Origin of the sequence: Streptococcus mitis (genome assembly GCF_946188695.1) — a bacterium.
Classification (GTDB): Bacteria; Bacillota; Bacilli; order Lactobacillales; family Streptococcaceae; genus Streptococcus; species Streptococcus mitis_DF.
In genome coordinates this window covers 1-26,056 of sequence record NZ_CAMHWI010000011.1, presented here as the reverse complement: position 1 = coordinate 26,056, position 26,056 = coordinate 1, and the positions used below count along the sequence as shown (strand labels likewise).

Below are 26,056 nucleotides of genomic sequence, written 5' to 3'. Positions count from 1 at the left end.
AACTTTTTTGACGATTAGAACAAATCAATACCAGTCTTATTTAATGCATGGCAATGATAGGTGAAGGCGTTGATAAAATTAGAGTAGTATTGCTGATCAATAAATTTTGCGCTTTGAAGATAATTAAATAAATTCTTGGCTAAGGGAATAGCCTCAGCTTTATTCCATCTAAATTGATTGTAAACATGTTCAACTTCTAGGAACATGAGGGGAATAGCCAGATAGCCTCGTTCGAAGGTCTGAAGTGATTTAATTTTTTTAATAATATCGTCAGCCTTTTGATAGTAACCCAGTTCAGAGAAGTATTTGACGGAGAAAGTAAGAGCATTTAAAATACGGATGTAGGTGTCAGTATTGGCACTTTCTTTATACATAAGTAGTAATTGTTTGCTCATATGGTCAATAAGTTCCATAGGAGAATGATTGACGATGACGCGATAAATTTCAAGTTCGATACTATTAAAGACATCCGACTTCATTAAATGATTGATAATGTTTTGAATTCTGGCAACAGTTTCTGGACTCTTTGATATGGTTGGATAATGTCTTAATTTGATAGATTTAAAAATCATCTCTGCTTGAAGTGGATTGTCTTTTAGATAGACATCAAATAATTTTTCGTATTCTTCAATGTAAGTGAGAATATCTTCTTCGTGGACCACATGCTTGCCAAATTCAATAGCAGGTAATTCTAAGCAGTCTCCACCTTTATTTGCATAGGCTAGAACAAAATCATTCCATTCAACTCCGATAACAATTAACAGTTTGGCAAAGTTTTCAAGTGAAATTCCTTTGTCTCCTTTTTCAAATTGACTTAGGAACTGTGGTGATACGATATCTGATGCTGCTTCCTTTAGGCTGAGTCCTCGTGCTTCGCGCAGGTATTTAAATGTAGCTCCAAATGGGTATAGATTTTCCATAAATAATCTCCTTACATACTTCTAAGACTATTATACAAAAATTTAGAGAAAAAAATGGAGAAAGAAAACTATAGTTACAAAATATTAGAATTCTATGCTATTTTTGGATTTTTTAAATAACATTGAAACTATAGTTTAAATGCCGAAAAATTTAAATATCTATTATGGTATTATAAGGGAAAGAATAGCTAAAAAGTAGGCTTGTTATACTAGTATAACAAGGATTGACTTACCACTCAATCCTATTCTATCAGCCATCAAAGGAGAAAATGATGAAGAAACTGAAAACCCTAACAACTTCAACAGCTATTGCGCTTGCGTCTGTTGGTGTGCCTGCATTTGCTCAGGAAGCAACTACTACAACAGCAGTTGATGCAACTGCTGTCAATGAACCAGCTCTTGTTTCTAAACCTGTAGCTGATGCAAAACCAGAAGTGAAGAAATCTTCTGATGTCAAGCCTGTTCTTGATGCTCAAGCGTCTACTGTTAAGCAAGTTGAAGCTGAAAGTGAAACAACAAAAGCTGAAGCTACTTCTGCTAACAAAGTTGTCACAACTACCGAAACTGCTTTGACAAGCGCTAAAGACGAATTGAAGTTAGCGGAAGCTGTTAAAGCAAATGCTACAGAAGAAAATATCACTGCTACAAAAGCTAAACAAGATGCCAATGTAAAAGCTCAAGAAGCCAATCAAAAAGCAACTGAAGCGTCTACTGAAGCGATTAAAGCCCAAACTGAGACTGTAGCAACTGAAACAGCTAACGTTGCAAGCGCAACAAGTAAGAAAGCTGAAGCGGATAAAACAGTAACCGCTAAAGAAGCGAATGTAAAATCAGCTGAAGACGCTCTAAATGGTTCAGGACTTGGCGAAGCAAAAGCCTCACTTGCCCAAGCTGAAAAAGATATTGAACAAGCCAATGCGAATATCTCAAGCGCAACAAAAGCTGTCGAAACCGCTAAAACAGCAGATAGCAACCGTGCAGAAGCCATCAAACAAGCTGAGAACAATGTGAACGTCAAAAACGATGCTTTGAAACTAGCTAAAGAAATGATGGACGCAGATAAAACAAAAGTTGAATCTATCCAAGAAAAAGCAGATACTACAGCGTCTAAAGAAAAAGAAGCGCAAACTGCATTGGATGCGGAAAAAGCTAAGTTGAATAAATCTGAAGGAATGAACATTCCAAATCCAACATTCACTATTCCATCAAATGTGTATAATGGATTTTCAGCAGATGTATTGAAATCAGCTGGTGTGTCTTCAAATGTTGTAACATTCGCACAGCTAGTCAAATTAGATGACGCAACTACAAATGAATCAATTAAAAAAGATTTACGTCGTGTCATTCTACAAGCTTCTGCTAACATTGTTAAACAATCAAATGCTAACGTTAAATATGACAATGCTGATCTAAATCGTCCAGTTGATATTGATAACTTGACAGAAGCTCAAAAACTTGAAATCTCAGAATTTTATGTTAATGGATTGAAACAAATCAGAAATGCATTTAAAAATTCATTTAACGTACAATCAGAAACAGCAACAACTAAAGAAGCTGTCACTTTAGCGTCAACACAAGCTGAAAAATATGAAAAACGTGGATTAGACCCAGTTGTTCATGGTCACGTAGCAAATGCTGTTGAAAACATTTCCTTCATGAACTCTGATATTTCAAATATGTATGAATTAAAACAAGCCGTCTATAACACTTTAATGTTCACAACATATCTTGATAATGCTGTTTCAAATGAAAGATACAGATGGGGACACCTTCGTGCAAACCTAAACTTTGCAAAATATATTGGGATTGATGTAGCTAATATCAATGGTCAACATCGTATGATTGTAGCATTTTCAAATGAAGGAACTCCAGTTTCTAAATCAAATGAACTTGCCCAACTTGAAGCAAAACTAGCTGAAGCACAAAAACAAAACAGTCAAGCTCAAACTGCTCTTGCAAACGCTAAAGCAGAATTGGCAGACGCTTCACGTAAATATGCTTCTGCACTTGAAGCTAAAACAGAAGCTGAGAAAGAATTGGCAAGTAAAACAGCTAATCCACTTCAAACAGAAGTCGCTGAAAAGAACTTGCAATTGGCAAACCTTGCTTTGAAAAATGCACAAGAACGTAAAGCAAACGCTGAAAAAGCTGTTGAAAACTTCTCAAGAAGCCAAGCAGAAAAACAAACTGCTCTTGAAACAGCTAAAGCTGAACTAGCTACAGCTAAAAATGAACAAAAAGATGCTGAAACTGCTCTTACAAATGCGCAAGCAAAATTGCAAGCAGAAGAAAACAGGTTGACTGCACTTCAAGATGAACAAGCGAAGCTCCATGCAGAAAAAGACAAATTGGTGTCAGATGCTAAAGCAATTGCAACAGAATTGAGTGCTTATCTAAACGCAGATAAAAATCTTGCAGATGTGCAAACAAAAGTAGCTGACTTGAAAACAAAACTAACTCAAGCAAAATCTACTGCAAAATTGGCACAAAACAAATTGGATGCCGTTACAGCTAAATTACAAACTGAACAAACTAAATTAGCTGAAATCCAAGAAGAGTTTGATAAGTTAGTTAAGGCTGAAAGCAAGGACGACTACAATTTATCAGGTTGGTATCTGGAGTATCTTGCAGGGAAACAAGCGGATAAGAAAACAGATACAGAACTCAAGAAAGTAGAAGATGAAAAACCTTCACAAGATGGCAACTGGATTGAGTCAGCTGGTCGCTGGTGGTACAAACATGCTGACGGTTCATATACAACCAACGGCTGGGAACAAATCAAGGGTACTTGGTATTACTTTGACCACGCAGGTTGGATGCAAACTGGCTGGGTCAAAACTGGTGGCACATGGTATTACTTGAACAACTCAGGCTCAATGGCTACAGGTTGGGTTAAAGATAATGGGTCATGGTACTATTTGAATAACTCAGGTTCACTGGCTACAGGCTGGGTTAAAGAAAATGGCTCATGGTATTATCTTGACCAGTCAGGTGCTATGAAAACAGGCTGGTTTACAGTTTCTGGTAAATGGTACTATGCCTACAGTTCAGGAGCTCTAGCAGTAAACACCACTACACCAGATGGCTATACAGTCAATGATAACGGTGAGTGGATAGGATAAGAAAAAAAGAAAAGGAATTTGAAATCATGAAAAATAAAAAAATATTAGTTAGTTCTTTATTAGCAGGTTCGTTGTTATCAGTGGGTCTTATGGCTTCTAAACCAATGGAGGTTCATGCCTTAACAGATATGAGTGTCAAGGATACTCAAAATCCCTTGAAAATCACCTTAATACCGACAGCGGGAGGTTCTACATCAGCTACTCTTTTAGTTGACCTACAAAGAAGTTCCAACGTTAATGATAGCACTTCTCTCTATTTTGATATAGTTAATGAGAGTACTGGAACTTTGACTGAATCGCATTATTTTGGTAAATTTGATGGCAAGAATAGATTACAGTCGGGTATTAATTTACTTCTAGTAGAGGATGGCAATTATTATTTAGATATATATAGTGTAGATGATTTTGGAAAACGTTATTTTGGACGTTCAGAAATTTTTAGAATATCAGATAAGGAATATTATCCGATTAAGAAGGTAGAAACACCAAAAGCGACTGAAACTCCAAAACCAGCTACTAACTCTACCTCAGGTCAGACTGGCTGGTCAGGTTCTTCTTACTACAAAGCTGGTGTTAAAGTAGTCAATCAATGGATTTTTGATGTTCAGTACAATTCATACTTCTATCTAAATGCTTCAGGTAACTTTGTTCAAAATGCTTGGTCAGGTAACTACTATCTTAAATCAGGTGGCTACATGGCTAAGAGCGAATGGATTTATGACAATAACTATAAATCATACTATTACTTGACAGCAGAGGGTAGCTATGCGCGTAATACTTGGTCAGGAAGTTACTACCTCAAATCAGATGGTAAAATGGCTAAGAGTGAGTGGATCTATGATAGTAGCTATAGCTCTTACTATTATCTAACATCAGAAGGAAGCTATGCTCGTAACACATGGGTAGGTGACTACTATCTCAAGTCAAATGGTAAGATGGCAGTCAATGAACGTACACCAGATGGCTACCAAGTAGATGGCTCAGGTAAATGGGTGAAATAAGGAAATAATCTATACTGTAGATAAAACTTATTTTAAACAGGGAGAAAAGAGAAAATAATGGAAAAACATGAAAACCAAACGAACGAAGAAGTGACTGTAGAAAAAGTCGAAGAGACTACGGAAAGAATGGAAGAATCAATTAATGAAGTAGTTCAAGAGAAGCCTGATAGAGTAGAAGCAATCAAAAAAGAGGCATCAGCTTTTGTAGATAAAGCTGGACAACAAATCGAAAATCTAGATATGAATGGTCTCATTGAAAAGATTAAAAAATTATTTGAAACAAAGCCTCTACAATCTGTCGGAATAAGCCTAGCTATCTTTCTTGTTCTGTTCTTTGGAGTTCGCAAATTAACCAGTGATCCCTTAGATGGAACTTATGAAATTTTAACAAGACGTGATCATTTAGTCATGGTGATTAAAGGAAATTCTGGGACCGTCATCTCTGAAGATTCAGACGGAGACAAAGAAAAAAGACTAGTGAAAATTGATAAACAAAAGAAAGAATTGACAATCACAGACGATAAAGGAAGAGATTTAGGAAAAACAACATATATGTTGAAAGATAAGGAACTTTATCTTCAAGAGCCAGATCAAACCTTTAACCGAGTAAAATAGACTACACATTAAAAGCTTACCTCAGTAGCCTAAAAGTTACTGAGGTAGGAAATTGTATACAGGGAGAATATGAAATGAAATTTAAAAAATTAATAACTCTAGCTAGTTTAGTAGGGCTGATTGTTTTTCTTGCGACTACTGTAGTTGCCTGTACCTCAAAATCTGAAAAAACAGACACTAAAACTGAACAAACTTCATCCCAAAAAGATAAAGATAAGGATAAAGAATTAAAAGAAGCGTTAAACAAAGCTAAATCATATGATAAAAGTCTTAAGACTTCCTACGATGATTTAAGATTAAAATTGCTGGAAGAAGATTTTTCTGATGAGGCAATAAATTACGCACTTTCTAATGCGGGTATTGATTGGAAACAAAATGCATTGGAAAAAGCTAAAGATTATGCTAAAACTCCTCTCGTTTCAAGATATGTTATTTCCGGAAAACTATATCAAGATCGTTTTCATCCATCAGATGTCGAATTCGCTCTTGATAATGTAGATGTTGATTGGAAAAAAGCTGCAATAGAAAAAGCTAAAGATTATGCTAAAAACGACAACCTATCACGTTCTATGACCGAGTTCAAATTACAAAACTATGATGGCTTTGAACCTGAAGAGGTAAAATACGCAGTAGAAAATAGTGGCATCAATTGGAAGTAAGTAGCGTTAGAAAGGGCTACAGATCATAAACTATCACTTCCGGATTCTCTCACAATTTCCGAAATCAGATCCGAAATCAGAGATTCTCTCCAATCCGACCAATTTAGGGATGAAGAGATAACGTATGCATTGGACAACTTGCAATAATAATAAAACAAAAAGAGGCCGCTACCTCTTTTTGTTTTATTATTATTTCTCTTTCACAATTTTATACTCAATGAAAATCAAAGAGCAACCTACGGCAAGGCGAAGCTGACGTGGTTTGAAGAGATTTTCGAAGAGTATCAACTATCAAACTGAACTTCTTCTAGGAGATAGTCGATAAAGCGTTCGCCCATCTTAGATAGGCTGGTTTTTTCATGCTGGATATAGACCAGCTCAATTGGGTCATCAATATCAAGTGGGATAGAAACGATATTGTCTCCGTTGAGGTTACTGTTCAAAATCCCTGTGGCAATAGTATAACCATCCAAACCAATTAAGAGATTAAAGAGGGTGGCACGGTCACTAACCACGATTGATTTCTTGTGGTGTTCTTGGGAAAGGATTTCCTCTGAAAAGTAGAAGGAGTTGTGCGTCCCCTGGTCATAACTGAGGTAAGGAAAGTTTTCCAAATCAGACAGTTTCACCTTGTCTTTCTTTGCTAGAGGGTTGGTCTTGCTGACAAAGATATGAGGTTGTGCTGTAAAGAGATGGTGAGCCAAGAGGTGGTTATCATCCAGCATTTTTGTCAAAACGTCACGGTTGTAGCTGTTCAAAAAGAGGACACCGACCTCACTACGGAAGTTCTTGACGTCGTCGATAATCTCCCAAGTCCGCGTTTCACGAAGAAAAAGCTCGTATTTTTCCATATCGCTTTTCTTGAGGAGAGATACGAAAGCATTGACCACAAAGGCATAGTGTTGAGATGAAACGCTAAAGAGTTCACGGTGGGCGACAGGATTTTTATAGCGTTCTTCTAGAAGCTGAGTTTGCTCGACAACCTGACGGGCATAGGAGAGAAACTCCATGCCATCACGGGTCAAGGTGATACCCTTGGGATTGCGGATAAAGATTTCAATGCCCATCTCATTTTCCAAATCTCTCACAGCATTGGAAAGACTAGGCTGGGTGATAAAGAGCTGTTTGGCTGCCTCATTCATAGAGCCAGTTTCGACGATTTTGATAATATAATGTAATTGTTGAATTCTCATGTTTTTATTGTACCACACTTGCGTCAGAATCGCCAAGGAAGATAGGAAAATCAGGAGCATTGTGTGAGTCTCTTCTTGAAAAAAACACAAAATTTTGCTAGAATGAGTCTTATGAAAACATTCTATGATGTGCAACAATTCCTCAAACGATTTGGTATTATTGTTTACATGGGAAAACGCTTATATGATATTGAGCTGATGAAGCTGGAACTCTCTCGGATTTACGATGCAGGGTTGATGGATAAACTAGACTATCTAGAAGCAGAGGCGGTTCTTCGCAGAGAGCACAAGGTAGAATTGGATTATATTGAGAAAAATGGAGAAAAGAACTAATGGTTACTTGGATTTTGTGGGCACTTATACTAGCAATGTTGGCGTGGATGGGCTTTAACTATCTGCGTATTCGACGTGCAGCTAAAATCGTGGACAATGAGGAGTTTGAAGCCTTGATTCGTACGGGTCAATTGATTGATTTGCGCGACCCAGCAGAGTTCCACAGAAAACATATTCTTGGTGCCCGCAATATTCCTTCCAGTCAGTTGAAGACCAGTCTTGCAGCCCTTCGTAAGGATAAACCTGTCCTTCTTTACGAAAACCAACGTGCGCAACGTGTGACAAATGCAGCACTTTACTTGAAAAAACAAGGTTTTTCTGATATTTATATCCTTTCTTATGGTTTGGATTCTTGGAAAGGGAAAGTCAAAGTTGAGAAATAAGAAAACGAGCTTGGATATTTCCGAGCTCATTTTTTAACCACTTTTTCTGAGAAAGTCACGAATGCTTGTTAACTCTTCTGAGTTGAGGGGGCGATAGTCTCCCTCTTGAAGATTCTCATCCAAGCTCCAAGGTCCAAAATGGGTACGCTTGAGAGAGGTCACCTTGACACCAACTGAGAGGAACATTTTCTTGACTTGATGAAATTTCCCCTCTGAAATGGTAATAGAGGCTTGACTGTGGGAAAGACTTGCAGATAGAATCTTTAGTCTTGCAGGTTTACAGATAGTGCCATCTAAAAAGACAATTCCCTTTTGAAAGGTTTGGATATGGTCAGGTGTCAGAAGTCCATTAACTTCAACTTGATAAGTCTTATCGACATGGTACTGAGGATGAAGGAGTTGAAAGCCCAAAGGGCCGTTATCGGTCACGAGGAGGAGACCAGTCGTATCTCGGTCCAGTCGACCGACGGCATAGAGCTTATCAGACTGGATGTCAGGCGGAAGGAGGTCCATGACGGTTGGGAGTTCCTTGTCTTTGTTGGCTGTCACGACACCGGCAGGTTTATGAAGCATGAGATAGGTGTGCTCATAGCCTTGAATGATATGGCTCTGAAAACGGAGTTCTTGCAGTCCTGTATCGATATTTTGGGCTAGGGAGCGGGCTGGGCAACCATCGACTAGAATTTCTCCTTTAAGTAAGGCTTGTTTCATGGTCTTTCGGCTGATTTTTTCTTGGGCTAATAAATTATCTAAACGCATACTGTGCCTATCTTATCATAAGTCGCCTGCTTTGAAAAGGCTTGACGTGAAAAGAAAAGCAGAGTGAAAACATTTACACTTGCTTGAGTTATGTTATTTACTTGAAAATATGGTATAATCGTTCAGTTAGAAAATAAATTTTGAATACTATAGAGGAAATCATGACAAAATTAAGAGAAGATATCCGTAACATTGCGATTATCGCCCACGTTGACCACGGTAAAACAACCCTCGTTGACGAATTATTGAAACAATCAGAAACGCTTGATGCACGTACTGAATTGGCAGAGCGTGCTATGGACTCAAACGATATTGAAAAAGAGCGTGGTATTACCATCCTTGCTAAAAATACAGCCGTTGCCTACAACGGAACTCGTATCAATATCATGGACACACCAGGACACGCGGACTTCGGTGGAGAAGTTGAGCGTATCATGAAAATGGTTGACGGTGTTGTCTTAGTCGTAGATGCCTACGAAGGAACAATGCCACAAACTCGTTTCGTATTGAAAAAAGCCTTGGAACAAGACCTTGTTCCAATCGTGGTTGTTAACAAAATCGATAAACCATCAGCTCGTCCAGCTGAAGTAGTGGACGAAGTCTTGGAACTTTTCATCGAGCTTGGTGCAGATGATGACCAGCTTGATTTCCCAGTGGTTTATGCTTCAGCGATCAATGGAACTTCTTCATTGTCAGATGATCCAGCTGACCAAGAAGCTACTATGGCACCAATCTTTGACACGATTATCGACCATATCCCAGCTCCAGTAGATAACTCAGATGAGCCTTTACAGTTCCAAGTGTCACTTTTGGACTATAATGATTTCGTTGGACGTATCGGTATCGGTCGTGTCTTCCGTGGTACTGTTAAGGTTGGGGACCAAGTTACCCTTTCTAAACTGGACGGCACAACTAAAAACTTCCGTGTTACAAAACTCTTCGGTTTCTTTGGTTTGGAACGTCGTGAAATCCAAGAAGCAAAAGCAGGTGACTTGATTGCCGTTTCAGGTATGGAAGATATCTTTGTCGGTGAAACCATCACTCCTACAGATGCAGTTGAAGCTCTTCCAATCCTACACATCGATGAGCCAACTCTTCAAATGACTTTCTTGGTCAACAACTCACCATTTGCTGGTAAAGAAGGTAAATGGGTAACTTCTCGTAAGGTGGAAGAACGCTTGCAAGCAGAATTGCAAACAGACGTTTCCCTTCGTGTTGACCCAACCGATTCACCAGATAAATGGACGGTCTCAGGACGTGGAGAATTGCACTTGTCAATCCTTATCGAAACAATGCGTCGTGAGGGCTATGAACTTCAAGTATCTCGTCCAGAAGTTATCGTAAAAGAAATTGATGGTGTTAAATGTGAGCCATTTGAACGTGTTCAAATCGACACTCCAGAAGAATACCAAGGATCTGTTATCCAAAGCCTTTCTGAACGTAAGGGTGAAATGTTGGATATGATTTCAACTGGTAATGGTCAAACTCGTTTGGTCTTCCTTGTTCCAGCGCGTGGGTTGATCGGATACTCAACTGAGTTCTTGTCAATGACTCGTGGTTACGGTATCATGAACCATACCTTTGACCAATACTTGCCATTGATTCCAGGTGAAATTGGTGGTCGTCACCGTGGTGCCCTTGTTTCTATCGATGCTGGTAAGGCTACAACTTACTCAATCATGTCTATCGAAGAACGTGGTACAATCTTTGTTAACCCAGGTACTGAGGTTTATGAAGGAATGATCATCGGTGAAAACTCTCGTGAAAATGACTTGACAGTTAACATCACTAAGGCCAAACAAATGACTAACGTTCGTTCAGCTACTAAGGACCAAACAGCTGTTATCAAGACACCTCGTATCTTGACACTTGAAGAGTCTCTTGAGTTCTTGAACGACGATGAGTACATGGAAGTAACGCCCGAGTCTATCCGTTTGCGTAAACAAATCCTTAACAAGGCAGAGCGTGAGAAAGCTAACAAGAAGAAAAAATCAGCTGAATAAGAGCTAGAAAGAGATAAAGATGGTTTATTTAATCATAGGACTCCTCTTATTACTACTCTACGTATTTGCGACACCACAAAGCATTAAAGGGACAGTCAATATCGTCCTTGTCGTCTTTGCTTTCGTAGCACTCTTGATTTTGCTGATGTTGTCTGTCCTGCAAATCTTTCAGCTACCGACAGAATTCTTCATCGCAGTCGCTATGCTCTTCCTAGCATACTTTAGCTTGCGAGATATTACCCTCATGTCGGTCCATAAAAGTAAAAGAAGATAAAAGAGAGTTTCGGCTCTCTTTTTTGCTAGGAATTTTACAGTAGTTCGAATTGCTTTTTAGTTAATATCATCTCTTTTGCTTGGATAATATGAATGGGAAAAACTGAACTTAAATTCTTTCCCAACATCTATTTCTAAGGAAACTTTAAAATTCTATTACTAATGATATCTTAGTAAAATATGTTGATAGATTATATAGAAAGTGATATAATTACGGTATAAGAAACCGTTTTCAAAACAAGAAAGGATTAAATTTATACTCAATGAAAATCAAAGAGCAAACTAGGAAACTAGCCGCAGGTTGCTCAAAGCACTGCTTTGAGGTTGTAGATAAGACTGACGAAGTCAGTTACATATATCTACGGCAAGGCGACGTTGACGCGGTTTGAAGAGATTTTTGAAGAGTATTGTTGTCTTGTTGCTCAGGGTGTGATTGATTAAACTAGGAGAATAATTCTAAGAATTTATAAAATGTAAAATTTCTTTCTATAGAGTTATTCTCTTATACAAGGAGTCTACTATGAAGAAACTATTCATATTATTATCAACTTTTTTTCTCAGCTTCTTCCTTGCTTGGATTATTATCTTACGTGCGCCACAATATTTATATGCAAGCTATGATTCCGTCTCCTTACTTCGTGTCAAAAAGGATACTCAGGAACCGACGCGTGAGGTATTTGAAAAGGAATTGGAGAATTTTGCAAACTCAGAACAGAGTTTAATAGCTAGAAGAATCGTAGAGCCGAGTAAGGATGGGACGACTCACTTTGCTTATGCAACTTATGGTCAGGGAACTTTACCAAAAGAATTCCAAGAAGCTAGTCAAGAAAGTCGTGAACGTAGTGATCCACTAAATAGTTATCTCCTTTTATCAGGCTCCTTGACAAAAGAAAAGCTTGCCGATAAATTAGGAGATTTGGGTTATAAAGCAATTGCTGACCGAAAGACACCTCCCTATTCTCTTGCTTTTCGAATGTTACTAAATCCACTTATCTTAATTAGTTTAGCAATATTTGGCTTATCTTTCTTTGCTCTAGTGATTATCACTCGGATTAAGGAAATGAGAGCTGCAGGTATAAAACTCTTTTCTGGTCAGACTCTCTTATCCATAATGGGGCATTCTTTATCTACTGATATCAAATGGCTCCTTCTATCAGCCCTCCTTTCCTTCCTAGGTGGGGGAGTCGTTCTTTTTAGTCAAGGTTTGTTTTATCCTATCTTGTTAGCCACCTATGGTTTTGGGATTAGTTTCTATCTTTTGTTTTTATTGGGGATTTCAATTTTACTAATGCTCCTTTATCTAATGAGTTTGAGTTATAAAGCATTAGTTCCCGTTATTAAGGGAAGATTACCCCTTAAACGCCTGATGGCTTTAACCCTATTGTGTCAGTTAGTAGCTGTTTTTACAGTAGGCTACGCTGTTAAGACAGGTTTGACGTCTTACCAACGATTGAAAGAACTTGAAATTTCAAAACAAGCATGGCAGGACAGAGCAGACTATTACCAGATTTTCTTTGGCTTAGGTGATAGAGTAAAAGATACAGAAAATCAGAATAAGTGGTATGCCTTTGCCAAGGAAGCAATCGAAGAAGAACAGGCTCTATTTGTAAAAGATAATCTCATTCATTTTGCAAATCCTCAAGGAAAAAATAAAAACGGAGAGACACTGGATACCTATAGTCCAGATGCTAATGTTCTCTATGTCAGTCCAAGTTATTTGGACAAGGAAAATGTATCTGTAAATGGTGAGACTAGACAGAAACTAGCCCATCTTCAAAAAGGGGAATTTGGACTCTTATTACCAGAATCTCTTCGTTCACAGGAAGCAGAACTTAAGAAAACTTTTGAAGAGAGTTTGAAATATTATGGAAAATCAAGCGAGGATAAAAACGCTCCTTTAGAGTATGAAATGAGAGCGATTGTTAGCTATCTTCCAACTGGAGAAAAGCGATTTGTTTATAATAACGGTGAAAGTCCAGTATCCATCCAGTACTTAACTGATCCGATTTTAGTTGTATTTACTCCAACATCTATAGGTGATAGTATCATTTCCAAATCTAGTTGGTCTATCAATGCTGGTAAGAATATCTTTGTCAAAGGATATGAAGATGGGATTAAACTCTTGAAAAATGCAGGAATTTATGAGCAAGTATCCTATCTTAAAGAAGGAAGAAGTGTTTATCTAACTCGTTATAATGAAGTTCAAACTGAAACAGCAACTTTAATCTTAGGAGCTATTGTGGGGATAGCTAGTTCCTTGTTACTCTTTTATTCTGTCAATCTTCTATATTTCGAGCAATTCCGCCGAGATATCTTGATTAAACGAATTTCAGGTTTACGATTTTTTGAAACACATGCTCAGTATATGGTTAGCCAATTTGCCAGTTTTGTATTTGGTGCTAGTCTCTTTATTTTAAGCAGTCGAGACTTGGTGATTGGCTTGCTCACTTTATTAGTCTTTCTAGCTAGTGCAGTTTTGACGCTTTACCGTCAAGCTCATAAAGAATCTCGTGTTTCTATGACAATTATGAAAGGAAAATAGGATGATTGAACTAAAGAATATATCTAAAAAATTTGGAAGCCGTCAGCTATTTTCAGATACGAATCTTCATTTTGAAGGTGGGAAAATTTATGCCTTAATCGGTACAAGTGGCTGTGGTAAGACAACACTCTTGAATATGATTGGACGATTAGAGCCATATGACAAAGGACAAATCATCTATGATGGCACTTCTCTTAAGGACATTAGGCCTTCTGTTTTCTTTAGAGATTACTTGGGATACTTATTTCAAGATTTTGGCTTAATTGAAAGCCAAACCGTCAAAGAGAATCTCAATCTGGGTTTAGTTGGTAAAAAGTTGAAAGAGAAAGAGAAAATGTCTTTGATGAAACAAGCTCTAAATCGTGTTAACCTCTCTTATTTAGATTTAAAGCAACCTATCTTTGAATTATCAGGAGGAGAAGCACAACGTGTTGCACTAGCGAAGATAATTTTAAAGGATCCACCTTTGATCCTCGCAGATGAACCAACCGCTTCACTAGACCCCAAAAACTCTGAGGAATTACTTTCTATTCTAGAATCTTTAAAAAATCCGAATCGAACTATTATTATTGCGACCCACAATCCTCTGATTTGGGAGCAAGTGGACCAAGTCATTCGAGTTACCGATTTATCACATAGATGATATGGTAAGATTCATACTCAATGAAAATCAAAAAGCAAACTAGGAAGCTAGCCGCAGGCTGTACTTGAGTACGGCAAGGCGAAGCTGACGTGGTTTGAATTTGATTTTCGAAGAGTATCAGTTAGAAGAAAGAGTCACAAACACACTTTGTGGCTTTTTTATTTCCATAAAAATGGTAAAATAGTAAGAGTAGAAATGGAGTTTGAGACATGAAAGTAATAGATCAATTTAAAAATAAGAAAGTCCTTGTTTTAGGTTTGGCCAAGTCTGGTGAATCTGCAGCTCGTTTGTTGGACAAGCTAGGTGCAATTGTGACAGTAAATGACGGGAAACCATTCGAGGACAATCCAGCTGCTCAAAGTTTGTTGGAAGAAGGGATCAAGGTCATCACAGGCGGTCATCCTTTGGAACTCTTGGATGAAGAGTTTGCTCTGATGGTGAAAAATCCAGGTATCCCCTACAGCAATCCCATGATTGAAAAGGCTTTGGCCAAGGGTATTCCAGTCTTGACTGAGGTGGAATTGGCTTACTTGATTTCAGAAGCACCGATTGTTGGTATTACTGGTTCAAATGGTAAAACAACTACAACAACTATGATTGGGGAAGTTTTGACTGCTGCTGGCCAACATGGTCTTTTATCAGGAAATATCGGCTATCCTGCCAGTCAAGTGGCTCAAACTGCGACAGCCAAGGACACGCTTGTCATGGAACTTTCTTCTTTCCAACTCATGGGCGTTCAAGAATTTCATCCTGAGATTGCAGTTATTACCAACCTCATGCCAACTCATATCGACTATCATGGCTCTTTTGAAGAGTATGTGGCAGCCAAGTGGAATATCCAAAACAAGATGACAGCAGATGATTTCCTTGTTTTGAACTTTAACCAAGACTTGGCAAAAGAATTGGCTAGCAAAACACAAGCTACTGTTGTACCATTTTCAACACTTGAAAAGGTTGATGGAGCTTATCTGGAAGATGGTCAACTCTACTTCCGTGGAGAAGTGGTCATGGCAGCTAGTGAAATTGGAGTTCCAGGTAGCCACAATGTGGAAAATGCCCTTGCGACTATTGCAGTAGCCAAGCTCCGTGGCGTGGACAATCAAACCATCAAGGAAACTCTTTCAGCCTTTGGTGGTGTCAAACACCGTCTCCAATTTGTGGATGAAATTAAGGGTGTCAAATTCTATAATGATAGCAAGTCAACCAATATCTTGGCGACTCAAAAAGCCTTGTCAGGATTTGACAACAGCAAGGTCATCTTGATTGCAGGTGGTTTAGACCGTGGCAATGAGTTTGACGAATTGGTTCCAGACATTACTGGACTTAAGAAGATGGTCATCCTCGGTCAATCTGCTGAGCGTGTCAAACGGGCAGCGGATAAGGCTGGTGTCGCTTATGTGGATGCGACAGATATTGCTGATGCGACCCGCAAGGCCTATGAGTTTGCGACTCAAGGAGATGTGGTTCTTCTCAGTCCTGCCAATGCCAGCTGGGATATGTATGCTAACTTTGAAGTACGTGGCGACCTCTTTATCGACACAGTAGCGGAGTTAAAGGAATAATATGAAAAAAATTGTCTTTACAGGTGGGGGGACGGTTGGACACGTCACCCTCAATCTTTTGTTAATGCCCAAGTTCATCGAAGATGGCTGGGAAGTCCACTATATCGGGGACAAGCGTGGTATCGAACACCAGGAAATCCTCAAGTCAGGTTTGGATGTCACCTTCCATTCTATTGCGACTGGAAAATTGCGTCGCTATTTCTCTTGGCAAAATATGCTGGATGTCTTTAAAGTTGGTTGGGGAATTGTCCAATCCCTCTTTATCATGTTGCGACTTCGTCCACAGGCCCTTTTTTCAAAGGGAGGCTTTGTCTCAGTACCGCCTGTTATCGCTGCGCGTGTGTCAGGAGTGCCTGTCTTTATTCACGAATCTGACCTGTCTATGGGCTTGGCCAATAAAATCGCCTATAAATTTGCGACGAAGATGTATTCAACCTTTGAGCAAGCTTCAAGTTTGTCTAAGGTCGAGCATGTGGGAGCAGTGACCAAGGTTTCGGACAAAAACACTCCAGAACCAGATGAATTGGTGGATATCCAAACCCACTTTAATCCTAAATTGCCAACTGTATTGTTTGTCGGTGGTTCTGCAGGAGCTCGTGTCTTTAACCAATTGGTGACAGACCATAAGAAAGAACTGACAGAGTGCTACAATATTATCAATCTAACTGGAGACTCTAGCCTGAACGAATTGAGCCAAAATCTTTTTCGTGTTGACTATGTGACCAATCTCTATCAACCTTTGATGGAATTGGCTGATATTGTTGTGACACGAGGTGGTGCCAATACGATTTTTGAGCTCTTGGCCATGGCAAAATTGCATGTTATTGTGCCGCTTGGTCGTGAAGCTAGTCGTGGAGACCAGATTGAGAACGCAGCTTACTTTGTTAAGAAAGGCTATGCAGAAGAGCTTCAAGAAAGTGATTTGACCTTGGATAGTTTGGAAGAGAAGCTGTCTCACTTACTAAGCCACAAGGAAGACTACCAAGCTAAGATGAAGGCTTCTAAGGAATTGAAATCTCTAGCAGATTTTTATCAATTATTGAAAAAAGATTTATCATAAGGAAAGTAAATGTCAAAAGATAAGAAAAATGAGGGCAAAGAAATCCTCGAAGAATTTAAAGAGTTATCAGAATGGCAGAAACGGAACCAAGAATATCTAAAAAAGAAGGCTGAAGAAGAGGTGGCCCTAGCTGAGGAGAAGGAAAAGGAAAGACAAGCTCGAATGGGAGAAGAATCTGAGAAATCAGAGGACAAGCAGGACCAGGAAGATGAAGAATCAGCTAAGGAAAAGTCTGAAGAAAAAGTAGAATCCTCAGAGGGTGACAAAGAGGAAGAAGAGATAGAAGAATCAGGGTCTAAAGAGGGCGAGGAACAGGATAAAAAGGCTACAAAAGAAAAACCAGCCAAAGCAAAGATTCCTGGCCTCCATATCTTACGAGCCTTAACGATTTTATTTCCAAGTCTGCTTTTATTGATTGTCTCTGCCTACTTACTCAGTCCTTATGCGACCATGAAGGATATCCGTGTTGAGGGAACGGTGCAAACTACGGCTGATGATATTCTACAGGCTTCAGGCATTCAGGATTCGGATTATACGATTAACCTTCTGCTAGACAAGGCAAAATATGAAGAGCGGATCAAGTCTAATTATTGGGTTGAATCAGCTCAGCTTGTTTATCAATTTCCAACCAAGTTTACTATCAAGGTCAAGGAATATGATATTGTGGCCTACTATATTTCTGGTGAAAACCATTATCCTATTCTTTCCAGTGGTCAGCTTGAGACCAGTGCTGTGAGTTTGGTCAGTCTACCAGAAACTTATTTATCAGTTCTCTTTAATGATAGTGAACAAATCAAGGCTTTTGTCTCAGAACTTACTCAAATTAGCCCAGAACTCAAGGCTGCTATCCAAAAGGTGGAGCTAGCCCCAAGCAAGGTGACTTCCGATTTAATTCGATTGACCATGAATGATTCGGATGAAGTCTTGGTTCCCTTGTCTGAAATGAGTAAGAAATTGCCTTACTACAGTAAGATTAAGCCTCAATTGTCAGAACCAAGTGTGGTCGATATGGAAGCTGGAATTTACAGTTACACTGTAGCGGATAAATTAATTATGGAAGCAGAAGAAAAAGCCAAAAAAGAGGCTGAAGAAGCTAAGAAAAAGCAGGAAGAAGAACGTAAACGTTTAGAAGAAGAAAAGAAAAAACAAGAGGAAGAGAGCAATCGAAATCAAACAAGTCAGCGTTCACCGCGTCGTTAGGTTTACCTTTTCTCTTATAGTTCTTTAGTAACCATGGTAAGTGTCTAGAGTTTTGAGAAATACAAGAAACATATAAATATATGCAGAGGACGAGAAAATTCGTTCTCTTTTTTCGTTGCCAAAAATTAAGGAGAAAAAATGTCAGATAATATTGAAATTGTTATGGATATTGATTCGCTAGAAATTTTCGATGTAATAGATCTTGATAAGAATGAAAATATGGTTGATTGTATTCCTGAAGGAAATTCTGATGAAAAAGTATCTCCAGACAATGACCTTGCTAGAGTTTGGCTTGAAAACGATTATTATAAGCTCGCTAGTATTTTATGGAAAGTCATAAAAGATGATGTTATTCATGAATTATATCTTAGAATTAAGCTTGGTACTTATCCGTATTTCAGAAGAGCTAGAGATGGAACATGAGGAATGGGGATAAACCAGCCAACTGACTTATGATGAAGGCCTGCAGACGACGATGGAATTTACTCCTGAGTTACTTGATTCTGTTTGAAACGAGAGAGGACGAGATAACATGACAAAACTAGAAAGAGAAATGTTGAATTATTATAAGCGTTCACTGGAGCTATATGAGGCAAGACTAGAAGTTTTAAAAAAACCTTACAAAAAAAGTGAGGTACAACTGATGAGTGCAGAACGTGATCTTGTGAGAAAGAAAATCAAGGAATTTAAGTCAAAGATAGGCGAATTAGCAGGAACATTGGAAGGGGGTTAATCCATGTGGTTGGAAACAATCGTTTGTTTTGATTGTGATTATGAGGAAAAATGGGAAGAAGATGATATTTTCAAGCCTATTCATTGTCCTGAATGTGGAGATGTATTAGATGTTGTAGAAAGAGATTGGTTAGGTGAAACAATACTTAGAAGCACAGTGCAGTGTGAGCGATGTAACTTTTTATTTGACCATTTGGATTTTCAGCTTGGTCTATCTGAATGTCCAAGTTGCTTTTCAAAGGAACTTAAATTAGTGAGACAGATAAAGGAGATAGTAGAATGACTAAAGAAATGTTTGTGCAATTTTCAAAAAAAGCAGCTGTTAACGAAGTGATGAGAAAAACAGGAATGAGTAAAAAACGGGCTGTTAAGGCTGTTGAAGAATTAGAGAGAGAGGGAGTTCTGTTCTCTATGGGAAATGGTACTGTGATGATGGGGGTGTGATAACATGGCTGATATTACAGTAAATCAAGTAGCAACACAGACCTTCTATCAAATCCCACAAATTTTCATGGTAAATGTTAAGAAGAAATTTTCTGCTGAAGGGAAACCTACTGGGAAAATCAAGATGACGAGTCTCTATGCCAAGAAATTATCAAATGATGGCAAGATTGCTTATGGAGTACTCTATGATCGATGTATGTTGAGTATTCATTCTTACAGAAACGGTGAACTGACTTATGTTGATGAGAATGGTTCAGTATTTCTTGTCTATACGGTTGAGGACTTAATGGAAATTTTAGATCGCAGTAAGCCAACTGTATTGAAAATCAAGAAAGAATTGAAAGAGCTTGGATTGCTTCGTGAAGTGAAACAAGGGAAGAATCGTCCGAATCGTTTGTATCTTCAAAATGTGAATGCTGAATTACAAGAATATGAACACTATGATGCTAAAATCGTAGAAAAAGGACGTGACAAAGGAACTGTAGTCTACCACCATGTAAAAACTTTAGATTACAAAGGTTGTGTCTTATTTGAAATTGAACGTCCAGGCAGTGAAGAAGAATCTTCTATTTTGAAAGATGAAAACTCTGTTTTAGAAAAGCCTATCAAATCAATAAATTATGGAAGTCAAAAATCTTTACCTCCAAAAAAAGCTGTTAAATCAACGAATTTTGGAAGTCAAAAATCTTTACCTCCGGAGGTAAAAAATTTTAACCCTATTAAGACTGAGAAGAGTCATACTGAGAATAATAGTACTAGACATAGTTCTAGAAAGCCTGCTTCCAATTCTAAGGAATTGGATCAGACTGCTGGAACTTGTGACACTCCTTCTCAAAAAACAAGTGGGAAGAAATTTATCAAACCTCAAGTCTATTCTCTCTTGCAGGAAATTGCAGATAGCTACCGAGATCATTTACCGTGGTACCAGCATTATAATATGACTCACCGCCAAAAGATGATTGTTGGCCAATACATTCAGACAGGATGGATAACAAGTAGTGAGGTTCTTCACTGTATCGAACGGATTCCTGAATGTGATAGTCCTTTTGCTTACTTGATTCAATCTATTGAAAATTTGATTGGCGAACGTAAGAGCGAGGCCAAGATGCAAGCTCATAGAGAAGCAGAGTATAGGTATCTGAGTAACTAAGCTATAGATGACATGAGATTAAATCTAGCTTTTTTGACCTGAGCAAGTCATAAAACTACTTTTGATCTTTGAAAATTGAATACCCCCACTGTCCTGATTAGCGGAACTAAGCATAAAAAGAAGAACAAGGGCGGTGTGTAGGCTAGAAAAGGATATCTAGTGCTGTTCCACCACGTAAAAGCAGGCAAAGCCTAAGCTGAAGGAGTTTGCGGTTTCTAGACTTAAAACCGTGTGTAAAAAATACAGCAGGTATGTACGTCATACCTCGGCATGGCTGTAAATCAGCCTTGATTCAGTAAGGAGGAAACAAGATGAATCAATCAAAATTAGTTACAGAGGTCACTTTAGCTGACCTTAGATGCTTAGGAAATCAAGGGAATGCAACCGCAAGACTTGATAATGGAGATGAAATCAAATTAACCAGCAGATATGGTTTGGTATCTAAAAAAGGATATCTAGCAGGTAAACTAGAGACAGTTTGGATGATTGTAGAATATTCAAAAATTTATAAAGAGATTCGCACCATCAAACGAGGTGATGTTCTAGTGGCTAGACGCATTAAACAAGGAAATACCAATCGTTTACTGCTGACTGGTAAAGGATATCATCGTCCAACGAAGCATTAAACAGATAGAACCTCATCTATCTGTTTCATCAAGGAGAGGAGATTTTAGCTGTTCTAAACGTCCTATCTTTGATTAAGCGGATAGATGAATGGAAATCAAGAAAAAATTGAGAAAAAACTCTAAAAATGGTAAAATAAAAGCATAAAATAAATATTTTAAGAACGTTTTTAAACAAAAAGGAGATAAGATTATGAAATTGAGAACAACTATCTTGGCAACAACTGCCAGCGTAACGTTGCTTGGGTTAGTAAATAGTCAACCTGTGTATGCGAATAGTACAACGAGCAGTCAAGTAGAAAGTTTAAAAAGTGAATTGATTAAAGCTAAGAGAGAATATGAACAAGCTAAAAATATCTATGACAATGCTTTATCATCTTCACCTAGCAATACGATTACACTGAGCGATAAGTATATAAAGGCTTTGAAGACGGCTTTTTCTGATTTTAATATTAGTCAGACTGAACGTGATAGAGCGAAGTCTATCTTGCAGTCAGAAAGTTTGAGATTAAAGAATCAAAATAGTTTCCATAAAGATGTTGCTGATGAGGGAGAACGTCTGGTTGTTAATAATTTATCGCTAGAGGTTAGAACAGAGCTATCATTTTTTGCTCAAGATTTAATAAATCAAGTACGCTCACAAGTTGGGACTGGTAGTGTAACTGTTTCAATTTCGGCACTTGACTTCGCAGATAAGGTGGCAAAGGAGTATGTAAAAGATGATTGGGGATTATCTAAATTGAGCACATTAGGTGTATCAGGTCACAATGCCGGAGGTATCAACCGAGTTGCAAAAATCTATGGCTTGCCTACCTCAGATGCTGAATCTGAAAAAAGAGGAGGTCAACTGTATGAGAATTTATTCTTTCGACCTGTAGCGTTAAGAGAAGCTACCAAATCTCAGCTAAAAGAAGCTATTTATACTGGTATGGTTGAATTTATGTTAAACGATACTGAATGGGGACATGCTCAAGCAATTGCAGGATTGAACTGGGGGAATCCATCAAGTAAAGATTATTTTGGCTTATCATTTTCTAGTCTTTCCTCAGTAAGCTCTGCTCATTTCATCACTATTTCTCAGGAAAATATTAATCGAGCAACGAAATCTAATTTTAGTACAGCTTCAGTAACGGATCCAAGATCTTCAAATCGTTATCAGGTTGTAAAAAAATTAGAAAATGATTACAAAAATAAAGAGAGAATTTATCAAGATTTAAAAAGTAAGTTGGAGAACCAGACAGGTAAAAGTACTGTAGAAGAAAATAATTCTAAGAAAGCAGAACCTATTAAACCGATTGAAAACACATCTGATTGGCGCGACAAATGGAAACAAGAGGGAAGTCATTGGTATTATTTTGATCATGCAGGAAAAGCTCTTGTCAGTGGTTGGAAAGGGAACTATTATCTCAAATCAAATGGTGTGATGGCACGTAATGAATGGGTTTATGATACAAACTATAAAGCTTGGTACTACCTCAAATCAGATGGAAGCTATGCACAAAATAGTTGGCAAGGAAGCTACTACCTTAAGTCAGATGGGAAAATGGCACAAAGTGAGTGGTTATACGATTCCAGCTATGAAGCGTGGTACTATCTCAAATCAGATGGAAGCTATGCACAAAATAGCTGGCAAGGAAGCTACTACCTTAAGTCAGATGGGAAAATGGCACAAAGTGAGTGGTTATACGATTCTAGTTATAAAGCTTGGTACTATCTCAAATCAGATGGAAGTTATCTGAGAGATCAATGGTTCAAAGACGGAAGTGCTTGGTATTATTTGAAAGCAGATGGTAAGATGGCACAAAATGAGACGATTGGTGGTTATCGTTTAGATTATTCTGGTAAGTGGATTTCTTAAAATTCATTACAATATTGTATAGAAAAGTCAGTGAAAACTGGCTTTTTTCTTTTGGAAAGGAAAGAGATGATTTTATATTATAAGAGGCCTCGAGCGCCAACATTTGAGGTTTTATAACATTTGAGATTTTATATTAATTTATATTTTATATGAGGAGATAGAATGCACAAAGTAAGAGAAACAAAAACATATGGCTCTATTCGGAAATCAAAAATTTATGGAACTTGTGGAGTGATACTAGGTTTAGCAGCTTTAAGTATGATAAGTCCAGTTATGGCAGATGAACGAACTGAAAATCCAGCCACAAATGCGCCTTATGCCCAGACGAGTCCAAGCAGTATTTCTACTGAAAATCAAGGAAAGAGTGAAGAAAAAACAGGAACGTTAGAAGTTTCTATTTCTCATTCTAGTTTAGATGAAACTGTTAAAAAGGCACAAGAAGCTGGATTGAAGGTGGAATTTGATTCTGTAGTAGATAAAGGAATCGCAAGTACAGCCTCTGAGTTGGACAAAAAGCAAAAGGAAGTCGAAAGTGATTATCGCACACAAGCAGATAGTGTTGAGAAAGTTACTGAAAAATATATAGAAGAAAAGAAACAGAATCAAGCAGAACGAAAGAAAATCCAAGAAGAAAATGCTTCAAAGAAAGAAAAATATCAAAAGGATTTAGATTCTTATAAGGCTGAAGTTAATCGAATTAATCAGAAGAATACTAGTATTCGTGCAGAGAATGAAAAAAATCAACGAGAGAATCAGGCAGAAACAGATCGTATTAATCAAGAGAACGCAGAAATCCGAAAACGAAATGCAGCTAAGAAAGTAGCTTATGAAAACTCTTTGACAGACTATACAAAGAAGCTAGCAACTATTAAAGCTGAGCGAGAGGCAATTCAAACAAGCAAGCCTTTATTTGGATCTGATACAGGTTTTAAAGTCTATGGAGAATTTAATACATTTGGTCAAGGGATGGAGTATTATGTTGACTTTACAGTTGTACCAGATGATGATCTCCAAGTCGAGAGCATGGACGGATTTTTAGGCTATCATGCAGATACTTATGTAACAGGGAGTGAAGGAACTCAAGTTGGCAAAGATCGTACAGGAGTCTACGATGTAATTAAAGCTCCAAAAGTTGGAGATACATTTTATATTCATAATATTGGAACGTTGACAGATGGTAGAAAGATTATGGCAAAAGTCATGGTTTCTGATTTAGGAGACTACCAAGGAGAAGTTCAAAATGGTGTTCCTGTGACAGATCCGGATATTTATCTTAAGGGAGGAGATGGAGGAAGTTTCTACTTTGTCTATAATAATCATACCCGTTTGGAAATGGTTTTTGATTTTTATATTGAAGGTACGACAACACCAGCTTCTTTATTAATTGGTACAGTGATTACAGATGTCGATTGGGGGCAAGGCTCAAATTTGAGTTATGGTTCATCTGGTCGTGGAATGGTTATTAATCCAAGTGGCTCTGGTTTAAATTTTGATGGTCGTGTTATGAAGGGAGTAGAATATGGTGTTAATGATACCTCGGATATCCCTAAGGGTTCTTTTGCTTCAGTAGGATATGGCTCTAGTCTAACGTACCTTCACACCTCATCTCCTGGTTCGACAGAGGGAAGAACTCGCGCTGAATGGGATGCAGAGAATGCGAGTGGAAATGCTCAAAATGTCGTGTTTACAATTTTGGGATCTGGTGCAGAATTGAAAAAGGCACCTTTCTTAACAAAACCATTTGAGCCAACCTATGAGAAGGAAACTACTCCACCAAGTTCTCCAAAAGGGAAAGAAGAGGAAACACTACCACCAAAACCAGAGGAGCCAAAGGAGAAAGAAATTCCATCTTTGTTGTCAGCTCCAACAGTTAGAGTTAGATATGCACGTTTACAGGCTACACCTGATCTTGAAAAGTTTGTAAAGAATTCTACAGGTGAATCTATTGATAAAAGCTATGTGCCTAAGCTTTCAACAGTACAGTGGGAATTAACAACTAAGCCTCTTCCAGCTAATCGTGAAGCTATTACAGACTTTGAGATTGTAGATGCCTTGCCTTCAGGTTTTGTACTAGATGTAGAAGCTTCAAAGAACGCTAGCTCAGATTTTGAATTAACTTATGACGAGTCGAGTCATGTTGTTCGAATGAAAGGCTTAGAAAGTTTGAAATCTAAGCTTAATCAAGATTTAAGTAAGGAAGTACAAGTACCAGCTCCAGTTTTAGTAGGAAAAGTTATAAATGATGGTGCAACCTACAAGAATAATTTCCAATTAAAAATTAATAATAAGTACGAAAGTTATTCAAATATTGTTCAGGTTTCAACCCCAGGTAAACCGAACGATCCAGACAATCCGAATAACAACTTGATCACACCTCTCAAACACAATCATAATAAGGATGGTGTTATTATTGATGGTAAAACAGTTCTAGCTGGTTCAACGAATTACTATCATATAACCTTGGATTATGATCAATATAAGGGGATGAAGGCAGATTCATCTACTATTCTAAAAGGATTTGGTGCGATTGATGATTATCCAGAAGAGGCTGTTACGATTAATCAATCGGATATTCGTTATATTGACAGTGAAGGACAAGAAGTTGCTGGTATCTCAGTGTATCAGTATGATTCTATAGATGCCGTTGATAATGATAAGGTAAAAGCTTTTCTTGCTAGTTCTGAAATTAAGCCCAAGGGTGCTTTCCAAGTATTTTTAGTGGATGATCCAGAAGCCTATTTTAACCAGTATATCAAAGCAGGGAAATCGGTTACAATTATTGATCCAATGGTAACTAAGGAAGAACTGCGAAATACAGGGAAATCATTTGAAAATACAGCTTATCAAGTTGATTTTGGTAACGGTTATCAAACAGATACAGTTGTAAATAATGTTCCTACTGTTAAACCTACCAAGAAGAATCTGAATAAAGCAGGTGTTAACATCGATGGGAAACAGGTCTTGGCAGGTTCTGTCAACTA

22 protein-coding genes and 3 pseudogenes are annotated in these 26,056 nt (G+C 38.0%); 22 read left to right on the top strand and 3 right to left on the bottom strand.

Translation table 11 applies throughout. The features are described 5' to 3' along the window. Nucleotides 1–14 precede the first annotated feature (14 nt). Complete coding sequence (locus N8L33_RS05975; RefSeq protein WP_261059216.1) at nt 15–920, bottom strand: helix-turn-helix domain-containing protein; 906 nt, start codon at nt 918–920, stop codon at nt 15–17. 269 nt (nt 921–1,189) lie between these two features. On the opposite strand from N8L33_RS05975, the pseudogene N8L33_RS10165 reads away from it, so the two are divergent. The 5 genes and pseudogenes from N8L33_RS10165 to N8L33_RS05950 all read left to right on the top strand — a co-directional run. Next, a pseudogene (locus N8L33_RS10165) lies at nt 1,190–3,106 on the top strand (SEC10/PgrA surface exclusion domain-containing protein); the annotation flags it as partial. Between the two features lie 561 nt (nt 3,107–3,667). Then, nucleotides 3,668–4,042 (top strand): annotated as a pseudogene (locus N8L33_RS10200) (hypothetical protein); the annotation flags it as partial. 26 nt (nt 4,043–4,068) lie between these two features. Then, nucleotides 4,069–5,043 (top strand): choline-binding protein C, encoded by a 975-nt coding sequence (locus N8L33_RS05960; protein ID WP_261059215.1) that lies wholly within the window; start codon nt 4,069–4,071, stop codon nt 5,041–5,043. Nucleotides 5,044–5,100: 57 nt separating this feature from the next. Then, nucleotides 5,101–5,658 carry a hypothetical protein gene (locus N8L33_RS05955; protein WP_261059213.1) on the top strand — a complete coding sequence of 186 codons (558 nt, stop codon included), beginning with the start codon at nt 5,101–5,103 and terminating at the stop codon, nt 5,656–5,658. Between the two features lie 74 nt (nt 5,659–5,732). Next, on the top strand, nt 5,733–6,317 hold the full coding sequence (locus N8L33_RS05950) for an Ltp family lipoprotein (RefSeq protein ID WP_261059211.1): 585 nt from the start codon (nt 5,733–5,735) through the stop codon (nt 6,315–6,317). Between the two features lie 284 nt (nt 6,318–6,601). Here the strand turns inward: N8L33_RS05950 and N8L33_RS05945 are convergent, their stop codons facing one another. Next, on the bottom strand, nt 6,602–7,510 hold the full coding sequence (locus N8L33_RS05945; RefSeq protein ID WP_001222592.1) for a LysR family transcriptional regulator: 909 nt from the start codon (nt 7,508–7,510) through the stop codon (nt 6,602–6,604). 63 nt (nt 7,511–7,573) lie between these two features. On the opposite strand from N8L33_RS05945, the gene N8L33_RS05940 reads away from it, so the two are divergent. Both N8L33_RS05940 and N8L33_RS05935 read left to right on the top strand, forming a co-directional pair. Continuing rightward, nucleotides 7,574–7,843: a YqgQ family protein gene (locus N8L33_RS05940; protein WP_000051787.1), complete on the top strand. Its 270-nt coding sequence runs from the start codon at nt 7,574–7,576 to the stop codon at nt 7,841–7,843. Beyond that, nucleotides 7,843–8,226, top strand: a complete 384-nt coding sequence (locus N8L33_RS05935) for a rhodanese-like domain-containing protein (RefSeq protein ID WP_261059210.1) — start codon at nt 7,843–7,845, stop codon at nt 8,224–8,226. Before N8L33_RS05940 ends, N8L33_RS05935 begins: the two co-directional genes overlap by 1 nt. Before the next feature lie 33 nt (nt 8,227–8,259). Here the strand turns inward: N8L33_RS05935 and N8L33_RS05930 are convergent, their stop codons facing one another. Next, nucleotides 8,260–8,985, bottom strand: a complete 726-nt coding sequence (locus N8L33_RS05930; protein WP_261059209.1) for a 16S rRNA pseudouridine(516) synthase — start codon at nt 8,983–8,985, stop codon at nt 8,260–8,262. Nucleotides 8,986–9,146: 161 nt separating this feature from the next. Here N8L33_RS05930 and typA point away from each other — a divergent pair, with 161 nt between their 5' ends. The 15 genes and pseudogenes from typA to N8L33_RS05850 form a co-directional block, all read left to right on the top strand. Beyond that, nucleotides 9,147–10,988: a translational GTPase TypA gene (gene typA, locus N8L33_RS05925; RefSeq protein WP_000164111.1), complete on the top strand. Its 1,842-nt coding sequence runs from the start codon at nt 9,147–9,149 to the stop codon at nt 10,986–10,988. A 19-nt stretch (nt 10,989–11,007) separates the two neighbouring features. Further along, nucleotides 11,008–11,262 carry a DUF3165 family protein gene (locus tag N8L33_RS05920; RefSeq protein ID WP_141230318.1) on the top strand — a complete coding sequence of 85 codons (255 nt, stop codon included), beginning with the start codon at nt 11,008–11,010 and terminating at the stop codon, nt 11,260–11,262. A gap of 519 nt (nt 11,263–11,781) precedes the next feature. Then, nucleotides 11,782–13,803: a bacteriocin-associated integral membrane family protein gene (locus N8L33_RS05915; protein ID WP_261059207.1), complete on the top strand. Its 2,022-nt coding sequence runs from the start codon at nt 11,782–11,784 to the stop codon at nt 13,801–13,803. A 1-nt stretch (nt 13,804) separates the two neighbouring features. Continuing rightward, nucleotides 13,805–14,446 carry an ABC transporter ATP-binding protein gene (locus tag N8L33_RS05910; RefSeq protein WP_247953200.1) on the top strand — a complete coding sequence of 214 codons (642 nt, stop codon included), beginning with the start codon at nt 13,805–13,807 and terminating at the stop codon, nt 14,444–14,446. 209 nt (nt 14,447–14,655) lie between these two features. After that, nucleotides 14,656–16,008 (top strand): UDP-N-acetylmuramoyl-L-alanine--D-glutamate ligase, encoded by a 1,353-nt coding sequence (gene murD, locus N8L33_RS05905; protein WP_261059205.1) that lies wholly within the window; start codon nt 14,656–14,658, stop codon nt 16,006–16,008. 1 nt (nt 16,009) lies between these two features. Beyond that, a complete protein-coding gene (locus N8L33_RS05900; RefSeq protein ID WP_261059204.1) occupies nt 16,010–17,068 on the top strand; it encodes a UDP-N-acetylglucosamine--N-acetylmuramyl-(pentapeptide) pyrophosphoryl-undecaprenol N-acetylglucosamine transferase in 1,059 nt (352 codons plus the stop codon). Between the two features lie 9 nt (nt 17,069–17,077). Then, a complete protein-coding gene (locus tag N8L33_RS05895) occupies nt 17,078–18,268 on the top strand; it encodes a cell division protein FtsQ/DivIB (protein WP_261059202.1) in 1,191 nt (396 codons plus the stop codon). A 138-nt stretch (nt 18,269–18,406) separates the two neighbouring features. Continuing rightward, nucleotides 18,407–18,779, top strand: a pseudogene (locus N8L33_RS05890) (hypothetical protein). Between the two features lie 21 nt (nt 18,780–18,800). Beyond that, entirely contained in the window at nt 18,801–19,001 is a 201-nt protein-coding gene (locus N8L33_RS05885; protein WP_261043207.1) for a hypothetical protein, read from the top strand. A 3-nt stretch (nt 19,002–19,004) separates the two neighbouring features. After that, the gene (locus N8L33_RS05880; protein WP_050112809.1) at nt 19,005–19,283 is read left to right on the top strand and encodes a hypothetical protein; all 279 of its coding nucleotides are present in this window, start codon (nt 19,005–19,007) and stop codon (nt 19,281–19,283) included. Then, nucleotides 19,280–19,444: a hypothetical protein gene (locus tag N8L33_RS05875; RefSeq protein ID WP_016397553.1), complete on the top strand. Its 165-nt coding sequence runs from the start codon at nt 19,280–19,282 to the stop codon at nt 19,442–19,444. Before N8L33_RS05880 ends, N8L33_RS05875 begins: the two co-directional genes overlap by 4 nt. Before the next feature lie 4 nt (nt 19,445–19,448). After that, entirely contained in the window at nt 19,449–20,594 is a 1,146-nt protein-coding gene (locus tag N8L33_RS05870; RefSeq protein WP_143952335.1) for a replication initiator protein A, read from the top strand. A 311-nt stretch (nt 20,595–20,905) separates the two neighbouring features. Next, nucleotides 20,906–21,220 carry a hypothetical protein gene (locus tag N8L33_RS05865; RefSeq protein ID WP_143952334.1) on the top strand — a complete coding sequence of 105 codons (315 nt, stop codon included), beginning with the start codon at nt 20,906–20,908 and terminating at the stop codon, nt 21,218–21,220. Nucleotides 21,221–21,410: 190 nt separating this feature from the next. Further along, nucleotides 21,411–23,075, top strand: a complete 1,665-nt coding sequence (locus N8L33_RS10195; RefSeq protein WP_143952333.1) for an SEC10/PgrA surface exclusion domain-containing protein — start codon at nt 21,411–21,413, stop codon at nt 23,073–23,075. A gap of 162 nt (nt 23,076–23,237) precedes the next feature. Continuing rightward, the coding region (locus N8L33_RS05850) for an SspB-related isopeptide-forming adhesin (protein WP_369010345.1) at nt 23,238–26,056 on the top strand (2,819 nt) is incomplete at its 3' end.